The 18,110-nt window shown below is 66.8% G+C and carries 19 protein-coding genes; all 19 read left to right on the forward strand.

Going from position 1 to position 18,110, the window contains the following annotated elements; translation table 11 throughout:
• The first annotated feature begins 19 nt into the window (after positions 1 to 19).
• The 19 genes from fxlM to O3W51_RS18810 all read left to right on the forward strand — a co-directional run bounded on the left by fxlM (position 20) and on the right by O3W51_RS18810 (position 17,819).
• On the forward strand, positions 20 to 2,101 hold the full coding sequence (fxlM, locus tag O3W51_RS18720; RefSeq protein ID WP_269286973.1) for a methyltransferase, FxLD system: 2,082 nt from the start codon (positions 20 to 22) through the stop codon (positions 2,099 to 2,101).
• A gap of 98 nt (positions 2,102 to 2,199) precedes the next feature.
• Positions 2,200 to 3,306 carry a hypothetical protein gene (locus O3W51_RS18725; RefSeq protein ID WP_269286975.1) on the forward strand — a complete coding sequence of 369 codons (1,107 nt, stop codon included), beginning with the start codon at positions 2,200 to 2,202 and terminating at the stop codon, positions 3,304 to 3,306.
• Positions 3,307 to 3,354: 48 nt separating this feature from the next.
• Positions 3,355 to 3,786, forward strand: a complete 432-nt coding sequence (locus tag O3W51_RS18730; RefSeq protein WP_269286978.1) for a DUF6093 family protein — start codon at positions 3,355 to 3,357, stop codon at positions 3,784 to 3,786.
• Positions 3,783 to 4,205, forward strand: coding sequence for a DUF6093 family protein (locus O3W51_RS18735; RefSeq protein WP_269286980.1), 423 nt, complete (start codon positions 3,783 to 3,785; stop codon positions 4,203 to 4,205). The genes O3W51_RS18730 and O3W51_RS18735 overlap by 4 nt, the downstream gene beginning before the upstream one ends.
• 87 nt (positions 4,206 to 4,292) lie before the next feature.
• On the forward strand, positions 4,293 to 4,688 hold the full coding sequence (locus O3W51_RS18740; RefSeq protein WP_269286982.1) for a hypothetical protein: 396 nt from the start codon (positions 4,293 to 4,295) through the stop codon (positions 4,686 to 4,688).
• The gene (locus tag O3W51_RS18745) at positions 4,689 to 5,105 is read left to right on the forward strand and encodes an HK97 gp10 family phage protein (RefSeq protein WP_269286984.1); all 417 of its coding nucleotides are present in this window, start codon (positions 4,689 to 4,691) and stop codon (positions 5,103 to 5,105) included.
• Positions 5,102 to 5,542: a hypothetical protein gene (locus O3W51_RS18750; RefSeq protein ID WP_269286986.1), complete on the forward strand. Its 441-nt coding sequence runs from the start codon at positions 5,102 to 5,104 to the stop codon at positions 5,540 to 5,542. The genes O3W51_RS18745 and O3W51_RS18750 overlap by 4 nt, the downstream gene beginning before the upstream one ends.
• A 128-nt stretch (positions 5,543 to 5,670) precedes the next feature.
• The gene (locus tag O3W51_RS18755; protein ID WP_269286988.1) at positions 5,671 to 6,165 is read left to right on the forward strand and encodes a phage tail tube protein; all 495 of its coding nucleotides are present in this window, start codon (positions 5,671 to 5,673) and stop codon (positions 6,163 to 6,165) included.
• A complete protein-coding gene (locus tag O3W51_RS18760; protein ID WP_269286990.1) occupies positions 6,137 to 6,787 on the forward strand; it encodes a hypothetical protein in 651 nt (216 codons plus the stop codon). The genes O3W51_RS18755 and O3W51_RS18760 overlap by 29 nt, the downstream gene beginning before the upstream one ends.
• A 26-nt stretch (positions 6,788 to 6,813) precedes the next feature.
• Positions 6,814 to 7,119: a hypothetical protein gene (locus O3W51_RS18765; protein WP_269286992.1), complete on the forward strand. Its 306-nt coding sequence runs from the start codon at positions 6,814 to 6,816 to the stop codon at positions 7,117 to 7,119.
• A gap of 3 nt (positions 7,120 to 7,122) precedes the next feature.
• Positions 7,123 to 11,382: a phage tail tape measure protein gene (locus tag O3W51_RS18770; RefSeq protein ID WP_269286994.1), complete on the forward strand. Its 4,260-nt coding sequence runs from the start codon at positions 7,123 to 7,125 to the stop codon at positions 11,380 to 11,382.
• Complete coding sequence (locus tag O3W51_RS18775; protein WP_269286996.1) at positions 11,382 to 12,278, forward strand: phage distal tail protein; 897 nt, start codon at positions 11,382 to 11,384, stop codon at positions 12,276 to 12,278. The genes O3W51_RS18770 and O3W51_RS18775 overlap by 1 nt, the downstream gene beginning before the upstream one ends.
• Before the next feature lie 14 nt (positions 12,279 to 12,292).
• A complete protein-coding gene (locus O3W51_RS18780; protein WP_269286998.1) occupies positions 12,293 to 13,222 on the forward strand; it encodes a hypothetical protein in 930 nt (309 codons plus the stop codon).
• 50 nt (positions 13,223 to 13,272) lie between these two features.
• Positions 13,273 to 14,313: a hypothetical protein gene (locus tag O3W51_RS18785; RefSeq protein ID WP_269287000.1), complete on the forward strand. Its 1,041-nt coding sequence runs from the start codon at positions 13,273 to 13,275 to the stop codon at positions 14,311 to 14,313.
• 2 nt (positions 14,314 to 14,315) lie between these two features.
• Complete coding sequence (locus O3W51_RS18790; RefSeq protein WP_269287002.1) at positions 14,316 to 15,860, forward strand: hypothetical protein; 1,545 nt, start codon at positions 14,316 to 14,318, stop codon at positions 15,858 to 15,860.
• Between the two features lie 132 nt (positions 15,861 to 15,992).
• On the forward strand, positions 15,993 to 16,349 hold the full coding sequence (locus O3W51_RS18795; protein WP_269287004.1) for a hypothetical protein: 357 nt from the start codon (positions 15,993 to 15,995) through the stop codon (positions 16,347 to 16,349).
• A gap of 58 nt (positions 16,350 to 16,407) precedes the next feature.
• Positions 16,408 to 16,569 carry a hypothetical protein gene (locus tag O3W51_RS18800; RefSeq protein WP_269287007.1) on the forward strand — a complete coding sequence of 54 codons (162 nt, stop codon included), beginning with the start codon at positions 16,408 to 16,410 and terminating at the stop codon, positions 16,567 to 16,569.
• Positions 16,566 to 17,552: a peptidoglycan-binding protein gene (locus O3W51_RS18805; RefSeq protein ID WP_269287009.1), complete on the forward strand. Its 987-nt coding sequence runs from the start codon at positions 16,566 to 16,568 to the stop codon at positions 17,550 to 17,552. Before O3W51_RS18800 ends, O3W51_RS18805 begins: the two co-directional genes overlap by 4 nt.
• A gap of 33 nt (positions 17,553 to 17,585) precedes the next feature.
• Positions 17,586 to 17,819, forward strand: a complete 234-nt coding sequence (locus tag O3W51_RS18810; RefSeq protein WP_269287012.1) for a hypothetical protein — start codon at positions 17,586 to 17,588, stop codon at positions 17,817 to 17,819.
• The last annotated feature ends 291 nt before the right edge of the window (positions 17,820 to 18,110 follow it).

Below are 18,110 nucleotides of genomic sequence, written 5' to 3' on the forward strand. Positions count from 1 at the left end.
CTGACCGAAGGACCCCGCCATGCCCCCGGACCGTTGGCACCAGCACAACGTCATGTTCGCCGAACGTGCGAGCGCCAAGCGCGCCATCGCCGATCACCTTGGCCCTGCCCTGCTGGCGGCCGAGAAAGACGGGCAGCTCACCGGCTGGTGGTTCATGAACAAGCAGCCCTGGCCGCTGCGGTATCGGTCCGCTAAGCCGTCCCTGCTGGTCGAGTCCCTGTTGCGTGCCCTTGTCCACAGCGGCGCGGTCAAATCGTGGGCGGACAGCATCTACGAGCCGGAGACCACTGCTTTCGGCGGGATGCGAGCCATGGACGCAGCCCACGAGCTGTTCCACCTGGACAGTCGTCATCTGCTCGCCTACGAGCCCGGTCCCGGTCGGCTGGGCCGTCGGGAGACCGCCGTTCTCTTGGTCAGCGCCTTGATGCGGGCCGCCCGCCTGGACTGGTTCGAGCAGGGCGACGTGTGGGCGAAGGCCGCCGCACTCCGACCGGCGCCGGAGAAGCTGCCGCCCCATCGGGCAGCCGCCCTGGGCGCGGCGGCAGAGAGGCTGATGACCGTCGACACGCGCAGCCTGTGCCGCTCGGCTGGTCCGCTTGCCGGACACGACGAGTGGGTGGCCGCCTTCGAACGGGCCGGTAGCACGCTCGCCCTCCTTGCCACCGGGGGCGCGCTCACACGCGGCCTGCGGGCCGTCATCACCCACCACCTGATCTTCCACGCCAACCGCGCGGGTCTCCTTCCGGATGACCAGAGCGCCCTGTTCAACATCGCACGAGAGGCAGTCATGGGATCGAGTGACAACATCGCGTCCTCCGCCGAGGGGACGCCCGAAACCACTAGCGTCAGGGCGGTGAATACCGACACGCTCGCCACGTCCGAGGCCGACGCAGCGCAACTCCGCAACGCCCTGGTCGACGAGATCCGCGAATCCGGTTACGCCCGTACCCCCGCGGTGGAGACCGCGCTGCGCACCGTGCCCCGCCATCAGTTCGTGCCCGAAGCAACGCTCGAAAACGCGTACGCCGACACGGTGGTCGACGTCAAATTCGACACCGACGGCAAGTCGATCTCCTGCGCCTCCCAGCCCCAAATCGTCGCGCTCATGCTGGACCAGTTGGAGGCCCAGCCCGGCGAACGCATCCTCGAACTCGGCGCCGGCACCGGCTACAACGCTGCGCTGATCGCCCACCTCGTCGGGGAAACCGGCCACGTCACCACCATCGACGTGGACGACGACCTCGTGGAAGGGGCCCGCGCGCACCTGGCCGCCGCCGGATTCACCAACGTCGAGGCGCTGACCCGCGACGGAGCCGTCGGCCACGCGCAAGGTGCTCCATACGATCGGATCATCGCCACCGTCGGAGCGCACGGCGTCCCGCACGCCTGGATGCAGCAACTCGCTCCTGGTGGAAGGCTCGTGGTTCCCCAGCGACTCAAGGGCAGCGTGGCCCGCTCCATCGCCTACGAGGAGCGCGATGGCCGCTGGTCCAGCGTCAGCAGCAAGATGAACACCTTCATGCCGCTGCGCCGGGGGATCGCCGACGACGACCTCCCCGTCATCCCGATCAGCACAGACGGCACCGTGCGGCTCCAGACCTCCGCTGGGCGGCCCATCGACGCAGCGGCCCTGGCCGGCGTGCTGGAGCAGCCGCGTACCGAGGAGTGGACCGGGATGATGGTCCGCGTCATGGAATCGCCGGAGTGGATGGAGCTGTTCGTCTCCTGCTCCCTGCCGAGCGGCCTGATGCGGATGCTCTTCCCGAAGGACGCCAAGGGCACCCTGCTCGTCGAGGACCCCTACCCGTCCTCGACCGCGGTCGTCGACAAGGGCGCCGTCACCTACCTCGCTCGCCGACTGTCGGAGAAGAAGACCCCCGAGGGGGGCAAGCTGTGGGAGTTCGGCGTCATCGGCCACGGGCCCGGCAGTGACGAGCTTGCCACGCGGGTCGCGGACTCCATCCGTACCTGGGACCGGGAGTACCGGGGCCGTGAAGCCACGTTCGAGATCCAGCCCCTCGATGCCCCGCCCGTCGAGCAGGTCCCCGGCCTGTTCTCTCTCGACACCCCGCTGAACCGCATCGTCGTCGACTGGCGCTGACGCCAGCCCGGTTGTCACCCGGGGGGGGCCCGTCGCGCCGCCGAGGGGCACCACCGGTTCCCCTTCACGCCATCCGGTCACCACGCTCAGGGGGATACATGGACCCGCACGGCCCGATAGCGAGGCGCTTCCCACTCGTCGCCCGCTTCCGTCCTGCCTGCCTGCCGCTGCCCGCCCGGGTGCGGGCTCTGGTGGAGTTAGCGGCCAAGGCGACGAGTCAAGGCGATCAAGGCGTGGCCTCTGCCGTCTTCAATCAGGCCGCACTCCTCGCCTCCGATGCCGAACTGCCTGACCTCGCGCGGTCCATGTGCCACCGGCACGCCGAGGCTTACCTCCGCGCCTGCCCGCTGCCCGCCATGAGCGCCATCCGGGGGCTGGAGCCACTGGTCAACCTGGCGCGCCTACAGATCCGCGCCGGCCAAAACGACGACGGCCGCCAACGCCTGCTGGAGTTGTTCGAAGCTGTCGGCGCAAGCCGTGCCGCTGTCTTCGAGAACATCACCGTGCCAGCGAACCTCACCCGTACTGGCGAGGACCAGCGGGAGGTTCACGCCTGGCTGTGGCGTGTGGTGCTCGCCGACGGCACACGCAGCCTCACCACCGAGGGCCGCTGGTCCGAAGCGTTGGCCCACATCGAGCAGCACCACGGCGTTGGCACACGGATGCTCGATGGCCGCCAGGTCGCCGTCGTCGCGGCCCTGACCGCTGGCGAATCCGAGCGCGCTGGAGAACTGCTCGCCCGCACGATTCCTGGCGATCGGTGGGAACAGGAGGTCACCGAGTGCCTGACCGAGCTGTGTCTCCGCGATGCTGGCCAGCAGCTCAAGGAGGGCGCCGACGAGCTGGTGCTCGCCTACCTCAATCACGAGGCTCATCCAGGACGGACCGTCTTCGACATCCGCCTCGGCCTCACTGTCCTGGATGCGGTCGGTCCTCAACATGAGCGAGCGAAGCGCATGGTTGGGGATCTGCACCGACGAACCATGGAATCGCTCGACGGGTACGCGGCCCGCGAAGCCCTGGCGCACGGACACTTCACCGCGCTCGCTACTGAAGGCCCGGCTCAGGACCTCCGGGACTTGATCCGATCCTGCGGGCTCGGAACCGGTGCCCTCCCTGAGGATCTGTCTGCCGATCTCTCAGCCGCACTCGACTCCAGCGAAGCTGTGATCACGTACTCCCTGAACGTCGCGGCGGCAGGCTGACGAGCACGAAGAATCCTGCTGTCGCTGCACGCGGCTACTCTCGAACGCATGAGCGCGCCTACTGAAGGGCTGACCCTGGGGGCCGTCAGCGCGATCGTCGAGAAGAAGATTCTCACCGACAGAATCAGGATCTACCGGCCTGGCACGCCGGTCTTCAACCCGGACACCGGCCAGTACGAGCCCGGGCCGCCTGTCACGGTCTACGAAGGTCCGGGAGCGATCTTCCCCGCAAATGGGCCAGCCGTCGTGCTGCATCTGGCAGGGCAGGCGTACGTGGACGACACCGCTTCCCGTTACCGCCTCATGACCCCGCTATCTGCCCCGGTCGCATCGCGGGAGGACACCGTGACCGTAATCGACGCCGACGATCAGGCGGCCTTTGGTCGGACGTGGCGCGTCATCGACATCGGGGAGACATCGACGCTGAGCATCGTGCGTACGACATGGGTGGATCAGAACACCCAGGTGGCTGGGGCATGACGACAGGCGTTGATCCCGAGGAAGTGCGCCAGCATCTTGAGGCGAAGCTTCTCGTCGACACTGTACGGATATCGCGACCAACCGGAACTCCTGTCTTGGATCCGCTGACGGGGCTGGTTGGCCCGACACCCGCCCAGGTGATCTATGAAGGGCGGGGCGCCGTGTTGTCCGGGCACGGGCAGGTCGCTGCAGAGGGCATCGTCGGTCGTCAGTGGCTCGATGACACCGTCTCTTGGTACCGCTTGCTCACGCCGCTGGCTGCACCAGTGCCCGATCGCTACGACCAGGTCGCGGTTACGGCTGCTGCTTCGGCGACGGCAGCGACAGCTGGTCGTACCTGGCAGGTTCTCGACCCCTCGGAGGCGTCGACCGTGGAGGTGGTCCGCGTTACCAGGCTCGATGAGATCACCCCGCCCTGACGTCGGGTGGCGCCTTGGCATCCCCCATCACGCCTCGCACAAGCAGGGAGAATCGGGGCTTCCTCCGGGTCGATCTATGGTCGAAGAATGACGATCACCGTTGGGGAAACGAAGCGCGTTGTCCGCATCGAGTCGCGCGGATCGAAAGCCGCGATAGTCGTAGACGGGAAGGATCTCTCGGCCGCGGTCGCCGCATACACTCTGCATCACCAGGCGGGAGAACCAGCAACAGTCGTACTTCAGCTGTCCCCGTCGCAATCGACCACGCAGTTCGACGGGTACTCCCGTGTCGTGATCGGAGTAGATCCGGACCCTGGGCCCGCTGCCGCTGCATTCCTGTCGGCAATTGACGCGGGTGAGCTACAGAAGGCCGCATTGGCCCGGCTCGATCTGGACGGGAGCCCTTACGAGTTGACTCGCGCCATGCTGGCTCAACTGGCTGACTGGGCGAGGGGCTCCTTTCAGGTCGAGGAGCCTGCGTAGATGCCCGCCCCCATGAACCCTCGTTCCGGCAGTTCCTCGAACGCGGCCGTGATCGCTGCCCGGCTCGACGCACGGGCCGCTGCGGCGTTGCCAACCGTGGCCGGCATCGTGCAGCACCATGTGATGTTGCTGGAGACGGCGATCAAGGCGAACGCCTCTGGGCGCCCGGGACCGAACGCGCCAACGGGCGACTACCGAAGTTCGTGGACGCATGAGGTTTCCATGACCGGCACGTCTGTGACCGGCGTTGTGGGCACGAACAAGCCGCAAGCCCGGAGGCTCGAATTCGGATTCGTTGGGCCCGATGCTCTCGGTCGGATTTACAACCAACCCCCGTACCCGCACGTTGGTCCCGCCGTGGAGCGCATCAGGCCGCTCTTCCTTGGCGCACTCGGAAGAGCGGTGTCTGAGGAATGACTGTCTCGGGACGCATCGTTTCGTTGGCCCTCCAGTCAACGATCGCTGCCAGCACGGGGCGCAGTTGTGGATATGGAACGGCGCCGATCGCCAGTAGCCTGCCGACCGGTGCGGCGACGCCCTACAGCGTCCTATACCCATTGGGCTTCCCCACCACGTCAGGGCCCCCATTCGGAGACGCGACCGCCGATGCCCGCCTGCTCTATCAGGTCACGTCGGTCGCGACGACGGCCGAGCAGGCAGAATGGATGGCGGACAAGGTTCGCTCCGCTGTGCTGGCGCGAAGTTCGGCAGGACCTGCGGCCTATCCGATCTCGCCCGTCGGCTACTCCGTGATGGGACGAGAGCTTGACAAGGAGGAAGGTTTGACGGTCGCTGGCGGCGTATACAGTTACGTACAGCGGTTCGCTTTGGACGTCACGACGCTCAACAGCTAGGGCCGTACCTCACCGCGGAGGCTTCACGCGGACGCCCGACTCTTCGGTACGGGCCGACTCCCCTTGATCTGTTGGGGGCTGGCCTGCCCGATCGTGCAGGTCTCCGGTCCCCGGAGAGTGAGAGTCGCGTGTCCATCACGCAGCAGCGGTTCATGCGCCGCGGCATCACCAAGTTCTTCTTCCTCAAGACCATCGCCGCACCTACGAATATCCCGATCCGGCCCGAGCTGGCGCTCGCCAATGCTACAGAGCTGTCCGGGGCGATCAGCGAGATCGAGGGTTGGGCGCTGGAGAATTCGCCCATCGACACCCCGGATATGGGATCGACATTCGCCACGACCATTCCGGGCGAGGACAAGGCCGACAACAGCAGCTTCACCTTCTACGAGGACCAGGTCAGCGACACCATCGAGCAGCTGCTGTCCAAGGGGACCATCGGCTTCGTCGTCATCCTGCGCAAGGGCGACGTACCGGCCAGTCGTTCCATGGACATCTTCCCGGTGCGTGTCGGCTCGCGCTCTGCGTCGTACTCGGCGAGCAGCGAACCGGCCAAGTTCAAGTGCTCCTTCGGGATCACAGCAGTGCCGACGCTCGATGCCCCCGTTCCGGCTGTCGCTGGCTGATTTGGGGCGCGAGCAGATGACGACAAAACCTGTAGCGCCTGCCGCCGCTGTTGCCCGCGACGCGCACTGGGCGGCGAAGATGGCCCGGCTGAAGAGCCGTGAACTGCCTGAACGGTCGCTGTGTCTGTGTGACGACGCTTCGGCCAAGCAAGCTGTCACCGAAGCGGCCTTGGGGCTGGCGAAGGCCCGCACAACTACTGCGAGCGATTCGGTCGAGCAGGGTGTGGTCGAGGACGAACGGGAGGAGTGGATCGCCACCCGGCCTGCGATGCTTCTCGCCGAGGGTCGGCTTGAGGTTGCTGAGGCCGCGCTGCGCGATGTCACGATCACCCTGACGTTCCGTGCGCTGCCTCGTCCGGTGTGGGCTCAGTTGCTGCGGGAGCATCCGCCGACGGAGTCCCAGGCGGACCAGGGCATGGAGTACAACGTCGAGACCTTCCCGGCTGCTCTGATCGCCGCGTGCCATATCGAGCGCGACGAATCTGGCGCAGAGGTTCCCGGCATGACCGTGGCCGAGGCGCAGGAGCTGCTCGACGAGTGGCCGGACGGCGAAGCGAAAGCATTGTTCTCGGTACCGCTGTTGGTGAACCAGACGATGCGGGCGGATCTGGGAAAAGGCTGATCGCCGATCCTGGACTCCGGGCGGAGTTGGAGCTGTGCCAGCTGCACGGCATCCCGCATTCGCAGTTCACGGGCGCCGGTGACGGCCGCTGGTCGGCGGCGGACCGGTCGAAAGCTCTGGCCTTTCTCGCCTACACGCGCTCGCTGTGTGACGGCTGCGGCACCCGTCCGGCGGAGTGGCAGGAGGAAGCGGACGGTGACCGGTTCGCCTACGTCACCGAGTCGCACCGCTGCCCGGGGTGCGAGCTGATCGCGATGGAGCAAGAACAGGTGCCGGATGGTCCGGAGGGGCGCGGGGTCAAGATTGGGCTGCGGCCTCGGAAGGGCGTGTGACCGGTGGCTGGCGCCTACAGCCTCTACGTCAGTATCACCGCCGGTGTCGGCGGGCTGGTCTCCGGCCTTCGCACGGCCGGAGGGCAAGTGCGTGCCTTCGGCGGGCAGGTCACCAGGCTCAACGGTGACCTCAATGCCCTTGCGGCCAGGTCCGAGCGCACCCGGCGGGCGATGGTAACGGGATTCGCCACGACGGGGTTGTTGATCGGCGGTGCGCTGGCGCTTGGCGCCAAGAACGCCATCGAGCTTGAGAAGCACATGGCGAACGTCATGACGATCTCCAAGCAGATCAACAGCACCAACATCGAGGCGTTCACCGATCAAATCGTGCGCCTGTCCACGGAACTGCCCCAGACCGCCAGCCAGCTTGCCGAGGGCCTGTACCAGATCGTCTCGACTGGCTTCGACGGCGCAGACGCCATGACGATCTTGCGCGTCGCGGCAAAGGGGGCCTCCGCCGGCCTGGCCGACACCGAGACGGCGGCCCGCGCCCTACTGGGCGTGCTGAAGGCGTACGGGATGGACGCCTCCCAGGCCAGCGACGTCATGGACATCATGTTCCAGACGGTCAACTACGGCGTGATCAGCTTTTCGGAGCTGGCCCAGCAGCTCGGCGACGTAGTGCCGATGGCGGCCGCGGCCGGCGTGAAGTTCGATGACCTCAGTTCTGCCCTCGCCGCGATCACCCTGGCCGGTATTCCGGCGGCGGAGTCCGCGACCGCCTTGAACATGCTGATGACGCGGATGATGAAGCCGACGCAGGAGCTCAGCGACCTGTTCAAGGGCATGGGTTACGAGTCGGCGGCGGCCGCGCTCCAGCAGGACGGCCTGTACGTCGTCATGCAGAAGATCCGCGACGCCACCGGCGGCACTGCAGAAACGATTGTTCCGCTGCTCAGGGACATCCGCGCGGTCCGTGCCGCCCTCGCTTTGGGCGCTGCCGAAGGGGAGAACTACGCGGCGACGTACGCGGGCATCTCAATGGAGATCAACCGGGCGCAGGCCACCCAGAAGGCGTACGACATTCAGCTTGATACGACCTCGGGGCAGTGGCAGATCTTCCGGAACCAGGCCACGGCGCTGGGCATCGACCTGGCGCGCGCCCTTCTGCCGGCTCTCCAGACGCTAGGCGAGTACCTCGGTGTCCTGGCCGGAACCATCAACGACCTGCCGGGTCCGGTCAAGTCTCTGGCCGGTGGACTCATGGCGCTGATGGCGGTGGGCCTCCTTACCAAGGCCGCGTTCCTGAAGTTCGGCGCGCAGCTGACGATCTTCCGTACTGAACTCGCGGCGGCGAGGGCGGGTGGGTCCATGCTGCCTGCCGTCCTGAGCGGTACAGGTATCGCGGTGGCCGGGTTGACCGCTCTTCTGGCGATTGGCATCGGTGTCTACGCGGCGTACTCCGCGTCGAAGCAGAAGGCGAAGGCCGCGACCGAGCAGCTGGTCGACGCGCTGCGCTCCGAACGGGAGGAGGGCGAGCAGGGCGCAGGCCTGCGCAAACTCACCGAACAGCTGACCGACGGCGATGACGTGAAGAAGCTCAAGACGGCCGGAGTCGACATCGCGGAGGCGCTGGATGCGATCACCAGTGGTGGGCAGAAATTTCAGCGGCTCAAGGGCGACCTCGATCAGCAAGCGATCGACTTCCACAATCGGTATGGCTTCGAGTCCGGTTACCTCGAGGATGCAGCCGCGGCCCTGAGCAAGCAGCACAAGATGTGGGACACGGCCGTTCGGCAGGAGAGCGAGCTGGCCAACAACATGGCCATCGTCAACTCCAAGATCGCGACCAACCGCAAGCAGCTCGCGGGAGCCTGGGACATCACGCAGATGCTGCCGACCGACAAGAAGGGAGCCGTCCAGTTCACCGACGAGATGGAGGCCATGGGCAAGGCCCTGCGCGCCATCGTGGACCCGGCGAAGGCGTGGAAGGACGCTCAGGACAACGTCGCTGAGGCCAACCGCAAGGCCGGCCGATCGGCGGACGCCAGCAAGGCAAAGCTCACCGACTACGTGGAGGAGCTGCGCAAGCAGCTTGTGGCGCAGCGTGACTTCCAGAAGAACCTTGGCGTGCTTGCTTCGCAGGGTCGCCTGGATCTGGCCGACCACTTCTCAACGCTGGGGGTGGACTCCGCACCCATTCTCGCCGAGCTCGTCATGCAGCTGAAGAAGGGCAAGGGCAAGGTCGCGGACGAGTTGCAGAACATCATCACCGAGTCCGCCGCCCGTTCGACGCCGGCGTTCCGTGCAGGTCTGGAGCAACTTCCGGCGATCGCCGCGAAGTACGGCCAGATGACGGCCGACGCCTGGGCGGACGCTGCTGCGACTAACGACCCCGGCAAGCTCGCCCGGGTTCTGCAGCAGATGACGGTCACGGACCTGTCCACGGCTGCCAAGAAGTTGCCGCTGGCCCTGGAGGGGCAGATGCGGCAGGGCATGAACGTCCTAACCACGGTCTCGGAGCGGTTCGGCAAGGAGCAGTCGCAGGCTCTGGCCCACGCGTTTCTGACCGGCGACCTGGCTGGCGTACGTGATCAGCTGGCCTTTCTGTTCGGGGCGGATCAGCCGATCCCAGCACCGGACCTGGCGGCCGTGGTGACCGCGTTCCAGACGGCAGGAAAGCAGTCCAACGCCGAGTGGTCGGGGATGCTCGACCTGATCGCCGCAGTCGCCCAGAAGAAGGGCAGCGCCGCAGCTCAAGCTCTCACTGCCGCGCTCTTGTCCGGAGATATGGCGGCGGTGAAGGCGCAGCTCGACGGCATTGGTGCCTCCGTACAGCGGATTCCGGGCGAGAAGACCATCACGGTCACCGTCAACAGACCTGCCTCGGTCACCATCCCGTTCTTCGCCCGGCTCCAGCCGATTCCTGGGGACAAGGACGGCAACGGGATCCCGGACATGGTCCAGGCGCGCGCGTCCGGTGGAGTGGTCGACTACTTCGCACGCGGTGGCGTTCGGCGCGAGGAGCACGTTGCCCAGATAGCTCCTGGGGGCAGCTGGCGCGTATGGGCCGAGCCGGAGACGCAGGGTGAGGCGTACATCCCGCTGGCCGCGTCGAAGCGAACGCGTTCCCGCGCCATCGCTGAGGAGACCGTTCGGCGCCTTGGTGGCCACGCACAGTGGTACGCGAGCGGTGGCCTGAGCGGCGTCAGCTACAAGCCGCAGCAACTGTTCACGCTGTCGGGCATTGCCAGCGATGCCCGAGACAGCAAGGGCAACTTCGACCTGGGCGCATTCGGCAGGAAGCTTCACACGTCGGTGGCGACAGCCCGCCGCTGGCGCTCAGACCTCGCGACGGTGGCGCGGCGCGCGGGACAGGATGTCTCCGACGCGCTGGCGGACATGGGTGAGGACGGGATCGCTCTCACCCGGAAGATGGCCACCGGTTCCGGCAGCTACGTGCGGCAGATGGCTGCTGACCTGCAGGGGCTTGCGGCAGCGTCAAAGGCATCGCTGGGAACCTTCACCGGGCAGCTCAAGAAGGCGGTCCAGGACCAGACGGCGTTCGAGAAGAACTTGGCGACCCTGGCATCCACCGGTTACAGCGATCTGGCGAAGCTTCTCGCTGAACAGGGGGACCAGGACGCCGCTGACCTCGCCGACCAAGCAGTGCGTGCTCGCCGGACCGCGAGCACCGCCAACGCCGCGGCGCGCGCAGCGAACGGGGTGGTGCAAGGCCAGGATCTCCCGGACCTTGTGGCGATCATCAGCGCGGTGACCTCCGGCAAGGTCGGACTGCACCAGGTTGCGGACTCCACGGGCCTGTCCGAAGACCACATCATCGAGATCGCGAACCTCGCCCTGACCCGGATCCGGGCGGCCCTCGGCTCGAAGGGCACCCGGTTCCTGGCTGATCTCGCCCGCGCGAACAAGGGCCTGTCCTACGCCAACGGCGGTGTGCTCACGCCGGGCTTGTACGCCTCTGCCGGCGGGATCGTGAAGTTCGCTGAGCCGGAGACCCACGGTGAGGCGTACATCCCGCTCGGGGCTGCGAAGCGGCGCAACGCGACCGCGGTCCTCCAGGACGTCGCAGGCAGGTTCGGCTACCAGCTCACCGCTGGCGGATCCTCCGCGCCCCTGCGCCTGGTCGACGCACGGCCTGGCGGCGGCGTGAAGGTCGTCGTTGTTCGCGAACAGACAAGGTCCCTGGTGGAGAACATGCCCATCACCGTCAACGGGATCAGCCGGGATTCCTCCACACAGCAGCTCGGCGGAGAGATCATGCGCCACCTGCGCAACGCTCAGCGCGGCGGGAGGATCTGATGCCCGATCTCAGCCTGTGGCAGATTGACTTCGCTGGTGTCGTCCTCGGCCCTGGCACGCCGTTCATCGTCTCCGATGTCCAGGGTCTGGGGGCCGCTGAGCTGAGGACCCAGGACGTGCTGAACCCGTCCGACGACGGCGCGTTCCCCGGTGTCGACCTGTACGCCTCGCGGTCGGTTCGGATCGAGGCCGGGATCAGTACCCCTGGCGATGCCGAGGCAGCCCTGAACTCGTTGGCTCTCCTGGAGGCTGCTGCCGATAACCCGGAGATTCGGCGCACTGCCGGCTCCCTTGCGGTGCTGCGCCTGTGCTGGCCCGGACGACCGACACGACGCCTGTACGGGCGAATCCGCCGGGCGGAGGCGGTCACCACCGCCCGGGTCATCCACGGCTGGATTCCCCTTGACTTGGAGTTCACCGCATTGGATCCGAGCTTCAATGCCGACACGGCTCTTGGCATCATCCTGTCGTTGGATTCGTCTGCCACCCGGGAGGGCTTCACCGCTCCGGTAAAGGCGCCGATCACCACGGGCGTGGCCAGCCCGGCAACGCGGCCGGGGTGGGTGACAAACGAGGGCAACACGGGAGCCTGGCCGAGCCTGCGCATCACCGGACCTGTGACCCACCCGCGCGTCCTGCACGTGGACAGCGGCCAGGTCCTCGACCTCGACGTGTCCTTGGCGCCCGGAGAAACCCTCGACATCGAGACCCGGCCTGGTACCCGCTGGGTCCTGCGCAACGGGTCCGGCAATGCCGCTTCCGCGCTGTCGTCGGTGTCGCGACTGGACCTCTTTCAGATCCCGCCCGGCCGGTCGGAGATTCGGTGGACCGCCTCCGACTACAACAACACCTCGCGTCTGGCCGTGACCTGGCGGTCGGCCTGGACCGCTCTGTAGAGAAAGGACTTACTGTGACGCTCGTCCAGCCGCCCATGCTCACCCACGGCGGCACGCACCCGGCCCGCGCCTTCAGGATGATGATCCGCGACCTGGCCCGCGGGAGCCAGGGAATCACCGAAGGCAATAACCTCAAGGTTCGCCAGCTCGCCACCCCCGGCGCGGCCGTCAGGGTCGGCGACGGCTCATCCGTGATCAGGGGGGCCGCCTGGGGCCAGGGCTCCTACACCCAGTACAACGTCGGCGACGCCGTTGTACCCATAGCCCCGACCGGCGCTTCAAGTCGTTCAGACCTGCTGATCCAGCGCGTAGAAGACCCGGAGTACGAGGGAAACCGAAACCCTGCCACAGACGACATTGGCTACTTCCAGGTGCTGCCCAACGTCTCAGCGACCACCGTGACCGCTCCAGCTGGAATGACGGCCATCGTGCTCGCTCGGATCGATATTCCAGCCAACACCGCCACGATCACGGACTCGATGGTTCGTGATCTCCGGCAAATCGCGAACCCTCGCCGCACGCGCGAGCTCTTCACGGCGTTCCCGGGCGCGCTCGACCGTCTGACGAGCCACGATGATCGCTGGCACAACTGGCCCGCAGCCGCACGGTGGAACATCGCGGTCCCTGAATGGGCGGTGAATACCAAGATCCTTACCACCGTCAGCACACTGCGGATGGACACCTCCTTCGCGTTCGCCTACATGCAGAACGTCTTCGGGACGATTCAAGGGCAAGACACCACGATCGACGACGACCAGGGCACCGGTATCCGCAGGAGCACCGTGATCATGGCCGACAACCTGACCCTCGACCCCGTTATGCGCGGCACAGTCCAGCCGCTCTACCTCCAGACCTACACGTCTCCGCGCGCGGCCGGAAACTTCGGCGTCGACGGCGGGACCTCCCTGATCTGCGACATCGAGTTCACCGAAGGCGTCATCTGACCATGGCCGCCTATCGGTACCTCACCCGTCATGCCCTGACCGGCGAGGCGTTGGCCTGGGACCTGCCGCTGTCGGATGCGGAGTTCGGCCCGGAGCTCAACGGCCCGGGATCGCTCACGGCGGTCATCGAACCCCGCCTCGCCGGCCTGGCCTTGTCACAGCTCGATCCCGGCAACACGCTGATTTTCGCGGAGCGAGACCGCACCTTGCTGTGGGGCGGCATCGTGTGGCGTGCGGACCCCGAAGGCCAGCAGATGCGCATTGAGGCCGCCGGGTTCGGCTCCTACCCCCAGCGGCGCTATGACGTGCACGGCAACCTCGCCGGACGGGGCCCCTACGTCCGAGCCGACCCCTGCAAGGTCATCCGGGACGTGTGGGCGTACTGCCAGGAGCAGCCCGACGGCAACCTTCACGTGGCCGTCGATGCGCCAGCAAGCACTGCCACCGTCGGCACACCGGCCGACCCTTACGCAGTGGCCTGGTGGGAGACCCGCCCCTTGGGGGCTGTCATCGACGACATGATCGCCGTGGAAGGCGGCCCGGAGTGGACCGAGACCGTCGCTTGGGATGGCGATGTTCCGACCCGCAGCATCCAGGTCGGCTGGCCGCGGCTCGGAAGCCGTCGCGCCGACATCACCTTCACCTCCGGCATCAACGTCGCCAAGACCGTCCCGGTGGTCTACGACGCCGACGCATACGCGCAGGTGGTCATTGGCCTGGGGGCAGGCGATGGCCGGAGCCGCCGACGTGCGATCGACGCGTCCCGCAACGGACGACTCCGGCTGGAACACGTGCTCGAAGTGCCCTCGGAGAAAGCCAACGACCGGCTGGCCTCACGGGCACGTACCGAGAGCACCGCCCGCCAGGTCCTCGGCGAGGTCACCGAGATCGTCCTACGCGATCACCCCGCCGCCCGGGTCGGCTCCTTCCAGATCGGAGACGACGTCCGGGTGAGCCTTCACGACCAATGGTCGAACTACGAAGGATGGTGCCGCATCACCGGCTGGACATTGAAGCCGCCCAGCGGGGACCAGCAGGAACAGATCACCGTTCGACTAGCCCGCACTGATCGTTTTACTTACGGAGCCTGACCATGACCGATCTCGTCATCCAGCTCGCCGCCCGACTTGCCGCCGTGGAAAGGCGGCTCGCCTCCATGACCTCGACCAGTCAGCTCGCCTACTCCTCCATCGAGGACGGCGCGGTGCAGGTGTACGACAGCAACGGGAGCCTTCGAGCTGTTATCGGCCAGCAGGCCGACGGCACTACCGGCATCAATGTCACCAACGGACCGGCCCCGCCCATGCCATCCCTGCCCGAAGTTCAGCCTGCGCTCGCCGCTCTGACCATCGCGTGGGACGGGACGTGGGAGGGGACGGATACCACCCCGCTGGACTGGTCACGCGTCGAAGTCCACATCGGCCCCGAGGAGCACTTCGTAGCGGATCAGGGAACGCTGCGCGACACCATCGAGACGCCGCAGGGTGGCACGGTCACCGCGCCGCTGCCCTATACGCAGTGGTGGGTGCGTCTGCGTGCTCGGACCGCCGCCGGAGTTGCCGGGCCTGCCACGGCAGCGGTGGCCGGAACGCCGCGTCGCGCCGCCACGGCCGATCTCCAGGCCGGGGCCATCACCGCCGAGCTCCTCGCGGCCGACGCCATTGTGGGCAAGACCATCACCGGTGGCGTCCTCACGGGCGTGGAGATCAACGGCGCGACACTGCGCACAGCCACCAGCGGGAGTCGCGTCGAGATCACCTCTGTTCCGGGAAGCGACCAGCAGCTCGCCTCCGGACGCGTCCGCCTCTTCTCCGGGTCACCCCAGGAGCGGGCGCCAGCGGCGGCCTACGCCACCTACGACGCCGCGACCAATGCCAGCCGCCTGACACTGATGTCCGCCGAGGTCGTCGACCCGGCACCCCCGCCAGGCCAGGTATCCGCCTTCTCCGCCGGCACGCCATGGCCCATGGCATCCGCTGAACTGTGGTCCGACTCGCAGTCGGCCCACATCGATCTCAATGCGGAATCCGTCTATGCCAGCGGCGACCTCAGTGTTCGCTACGAACTCAACGTCGGCAGCAGTGTCGAGATCGGCTCGACGTGCGGGCAGGTCACCCCTACCGGCGACTGGAACTTCATCGCCAGCAACCGATACTTCTCCCACGTCCGCATCGGCGGCAACGAAATCATCGGCGCGAAGAACGGCGCTTGGGAATCGCTGCTGTTGAACGCCAACCTGGTCGTCGACAAAGACGGCTGGATCGCACGCACAGGTCACGAGAACTGGGAGCCGATCACGTTCGGAACGGGTTGGGGAAACTGGGGCAGCGGCTACGACCTGGTGGCTCACAAGATCTACCCCGACCGGACGGTGGGTCTACGAGGTCTGTGCAAGCGCACCGCCAAGACCACCCCCGCCACCGGCGAAGTGCTCGTCACCCTTCCGCCGGGGGCCAGGCCCCTCACATATATCCAGCAGTTCGCGGTCATCGTTCCCAACAACGGGGCGGCCCTGACCGTCAACATCAGCCCTTCCGGGACTTTGGCGTTGGCCAGCCTCACCGCTGCTGCAACGACCGCTCTCGCTGCTGGGAACGGCTACTTGGACCTTGGGGTCATCAGATTCCCCATCGACTGACCTGCGGCCTCTTCGGGGAACCTCTATTCGTCGAGCCTGCGCGGGGCGATCCTGTCGCGATGTGGCCCTTCCGTCAGCTCCTTTAGGATGAAGAACGTGGCGCGGGGCCACCAACCGCTAGAGGAGACCGCGGTGACGCTCCCGCCGAGCGCCGAGCCCACTCTGTGGGAGCTTCATCGCGCCGTCGTTCAGCTTCGTGAAGACCAGCGAGACGATATCGCGCAGCTGCGTGATGATCTGCGCGGAGACATCGCTGCGCTTGCTACCCGCTTGGACCAGGTGGTCACCGTCGACGTGTATCGCGCTGATCAGCGAGCTACCGGCCAGCGCCTCGACGCGTTGGAACGAGACCTTTCGGCTGTGAAGGGGAGCCGGGAGGACGACCAAGCGCAGACCGCCGCCAACCGGCGTCTGGTGATCTCCGCTTTCATCGCACCGCTGCTGCTGTCTGTCGTCCAGCTGTGGCTGGCCGCTCGTGGCAGCCCCTAGAACCCACCAAGCACAACCGGATCACCCACTTAGGCGCGGGGGAGAAGCAGGACGCGCCGTGGCTGACACCACTGCTGCACCGCAGGACCAGGACGCCTCGATCCTCCGCGACACGATCAACGGGCCGACCGTCGACAACGAGGAGGACCTCCTCCGACAGCTCTTCGGGGAGCCGAACGCTGACGGCATCTACGGCGGCCCCACCGGGGATGCCGTATGAGCCTCGACGGGATGATCGCGGAGGCGGAGAAGAGCCTTGGCCTGTCGGGCCGACCCAACTACATCTCCAACGACTACGCCTCGCGCAACGGACGCGAATACGCCGACGCGCCCTGGTGCGACGAAGGCGTCACGTACTGGGCACGCCACGCCAACGAGTTCCAGGCCGTCTGCCACGGGACCGACTACGCCTACACCGTCTCGCATGCCCAGCGGTTCAAGGATGCGGGCGAGTGGCACGTCGACACCGACGGCATCAGGCGGGGTGACATCGTCTTCTTCGACTGGGATGGCAGCGACACCATCGCGGCCATCGACCACGTTGGCGTGGCCACCGGTGTCAGCGGCGGCTACGTCTACACGATCGAGGCGAACACCTCCAACTGCGTCGCGCGCCGCGTCCGCACCGCGGGGACCATCGTCGGGTTCGGCCGCCCCTCGTACGGCTCCGCCAACACCGCCACTCCCCCACGCCACCAGGTCACCATCGACGGCCTGACTTACGGATTCGGCGCCCACGGCAATCACGTCACCGCTGTTGGCCGGGCGCTCGTCGCCCGTGGATTCGGGAGCCACTACAAGGTGGGCCCAGGTCCGGACTGGTCGGACGCAGACACCCTTGCCTATGCGGACTACCAGCGATCCATCGGCCTCTCCGGCAAAGACGCGGACGGCGTGCCGGGAATCGTCTCGCTGCACCGGCTTGTCGACCAGCCCGCCCCGCCCAAGCCCTCGCCGCCGGCGGTGCCCGTGTTCCCCGGAACTGGGGCCTTCCGTGTCGGCCAGGCCAACGACAGCGTTCTGCTGCTCGGCCGACGGCTAGTCGCCCGCGGGTTCGGATCCCACTACCGAGTTGGGCCCTCCCGCGACTGGGGCGAAGCCGACCGTCAGAACACCGCTGATTTCCAGCGATCCCAGGGCTGGACCGGATCGGACGCCGACGGCTACCCGGGGCCCGAAACCTGGCGACGGCTCTTCAGCTAGTCGCAGCTCATTCCCAGTAAGGAGTCCACTCCCATGAACCTGTACGCCTCGCTCCTGCGCACCGGCGTTCCTGCCGCAGTCGGCTGGCTCGTTGCGGTGGCTCTTCGCCACGGCCTCGACCTTGATGCCTCCGCCGTCACCGGGGTCCTCACACCGATCGCCACTTTCATCTACTACGGCGTCTTCCGCTTCGCAGAGGAGCATCTGTCGCCGCAGTTCGGATGGCTACTCGGCTACACAAAGCTGGCAGACTACCCCATCCGATAGATTCCCAAGACGACACACCTATCTGGGCTGGCTCTGTATCGGAGCCAGCCCAACCGCGTGCCGGGCAGAGAACGAGCCGCACGGAAATTTCGGTGCGCGCCATGCGGAAAAACTGCCCGAAGAGGAAACTGCCCGGCGATCAAGTGATATCACCCGTGTGCCGGGTACTACAGGGGCGGTTCGTGCCTGCTGATCGGGTGAGTCGTTGGTCAGGGCGTGGAGACGCAGCGGGACGTTGAGGTCTGGGCGGCGTGGTTCGAGGACTTCTTTGCTCGGATCGCGGGTCTGTTC

Source organism: Streptomyces sp. H39-C1, from assembly GCF_027158125.1.
GTDB lineage: Bacteria > Actinomycetota > Actinomycetes > Streptomycetales > Streptomycetaceae > Actinacidiphila > Actinacidiphila fildesensis.

Bases quoted from the DNA above. Each gene is read 5' to 3' on its own strand.
- O3W51_RS18790 (WP_269287002.1), top strand. From the start codon at position 14,316: ATGACCGATCTCGTCATCCAGCTCGCCGCCCGACTTGCCGCCGTGGAA.
- O3W51_RS18740 (WP_269286982.1), top strand. From the start codon at position 4,293: ATGACGATCACCGTTGGGGAAACGAAGCGCGTTGTCCGCATCGAGTCG.
- O3W51_RS18725 (WP_269286975.1), top strand. From the start codon at position 2,200: ATGGACCCGCACGGCCCGATAGCGAGGCGCTTCCCACTCGTCGCCCGC.
- O3W51_RS18775 (WP_269286996.1), top strand. From the start codon at position 11,382: ATGCCCGATCTCAGCCTGTGGCAGATTGACTTCGCTGGTGTCGTCCTC.
- O3W51_RS18750 (WP_269286986.1), top strand. From the start codon at position 5,102: ATGACTGTCTCGGGACGCATCGTTTCGTTGGCCCTCCAGTCAACGATC.
- O3W51_RS18805 (WP_269287009.1), top strand. From the start codon at position 16,566: ATGAGCCTCGACGGGATGATCGCGGAGGCGGAGAAGAGCCTTGGCCTG.
- O3W51_RS18810 (WP_269287012.1), top strand. From the start codon at position 17,586: ATGAACCTGTACGCCTCGCTCCTGCGCACCGGCGTTCCTGCCGCAGTC.
- O3W51_RS18745 (WP_269286984.1), top strand. From the start codon at position 4,689: ATGCCCGCCCCCATGAACCCTCGTTCCGGCAGTTCCTCGAACGCGGCC.
- fxlM (WP_269286973.1), top strand. From the start codon at position 20: ATGCCCCCGGACCGTTGGCACCAGCACAACGTCATGTTCGCCGAACGT.
- O3W51_RS18760 (WP_269286990.1), top strand. From the start codon at position 6,137: ATGCCCCCGTTCCGGCTGTCGCTGGCTGATTTGGGGCGCGAGCAGATG.
- O3W51_RS18735 (WP_269286980.1), top strand. From the start codon at position 3,783: ATGACGACAGGCGTTGATCCCGAGGAAGTGCGCCAGCATCTTGAGGCG.
- O3W51_RS18730 (WP_269286978.1), top strand. From the start codon at position 3,355: ATGAGCGCGCCTACTGAAGGGCTGACCCTGGGGGCCGTCAGCGCGATC.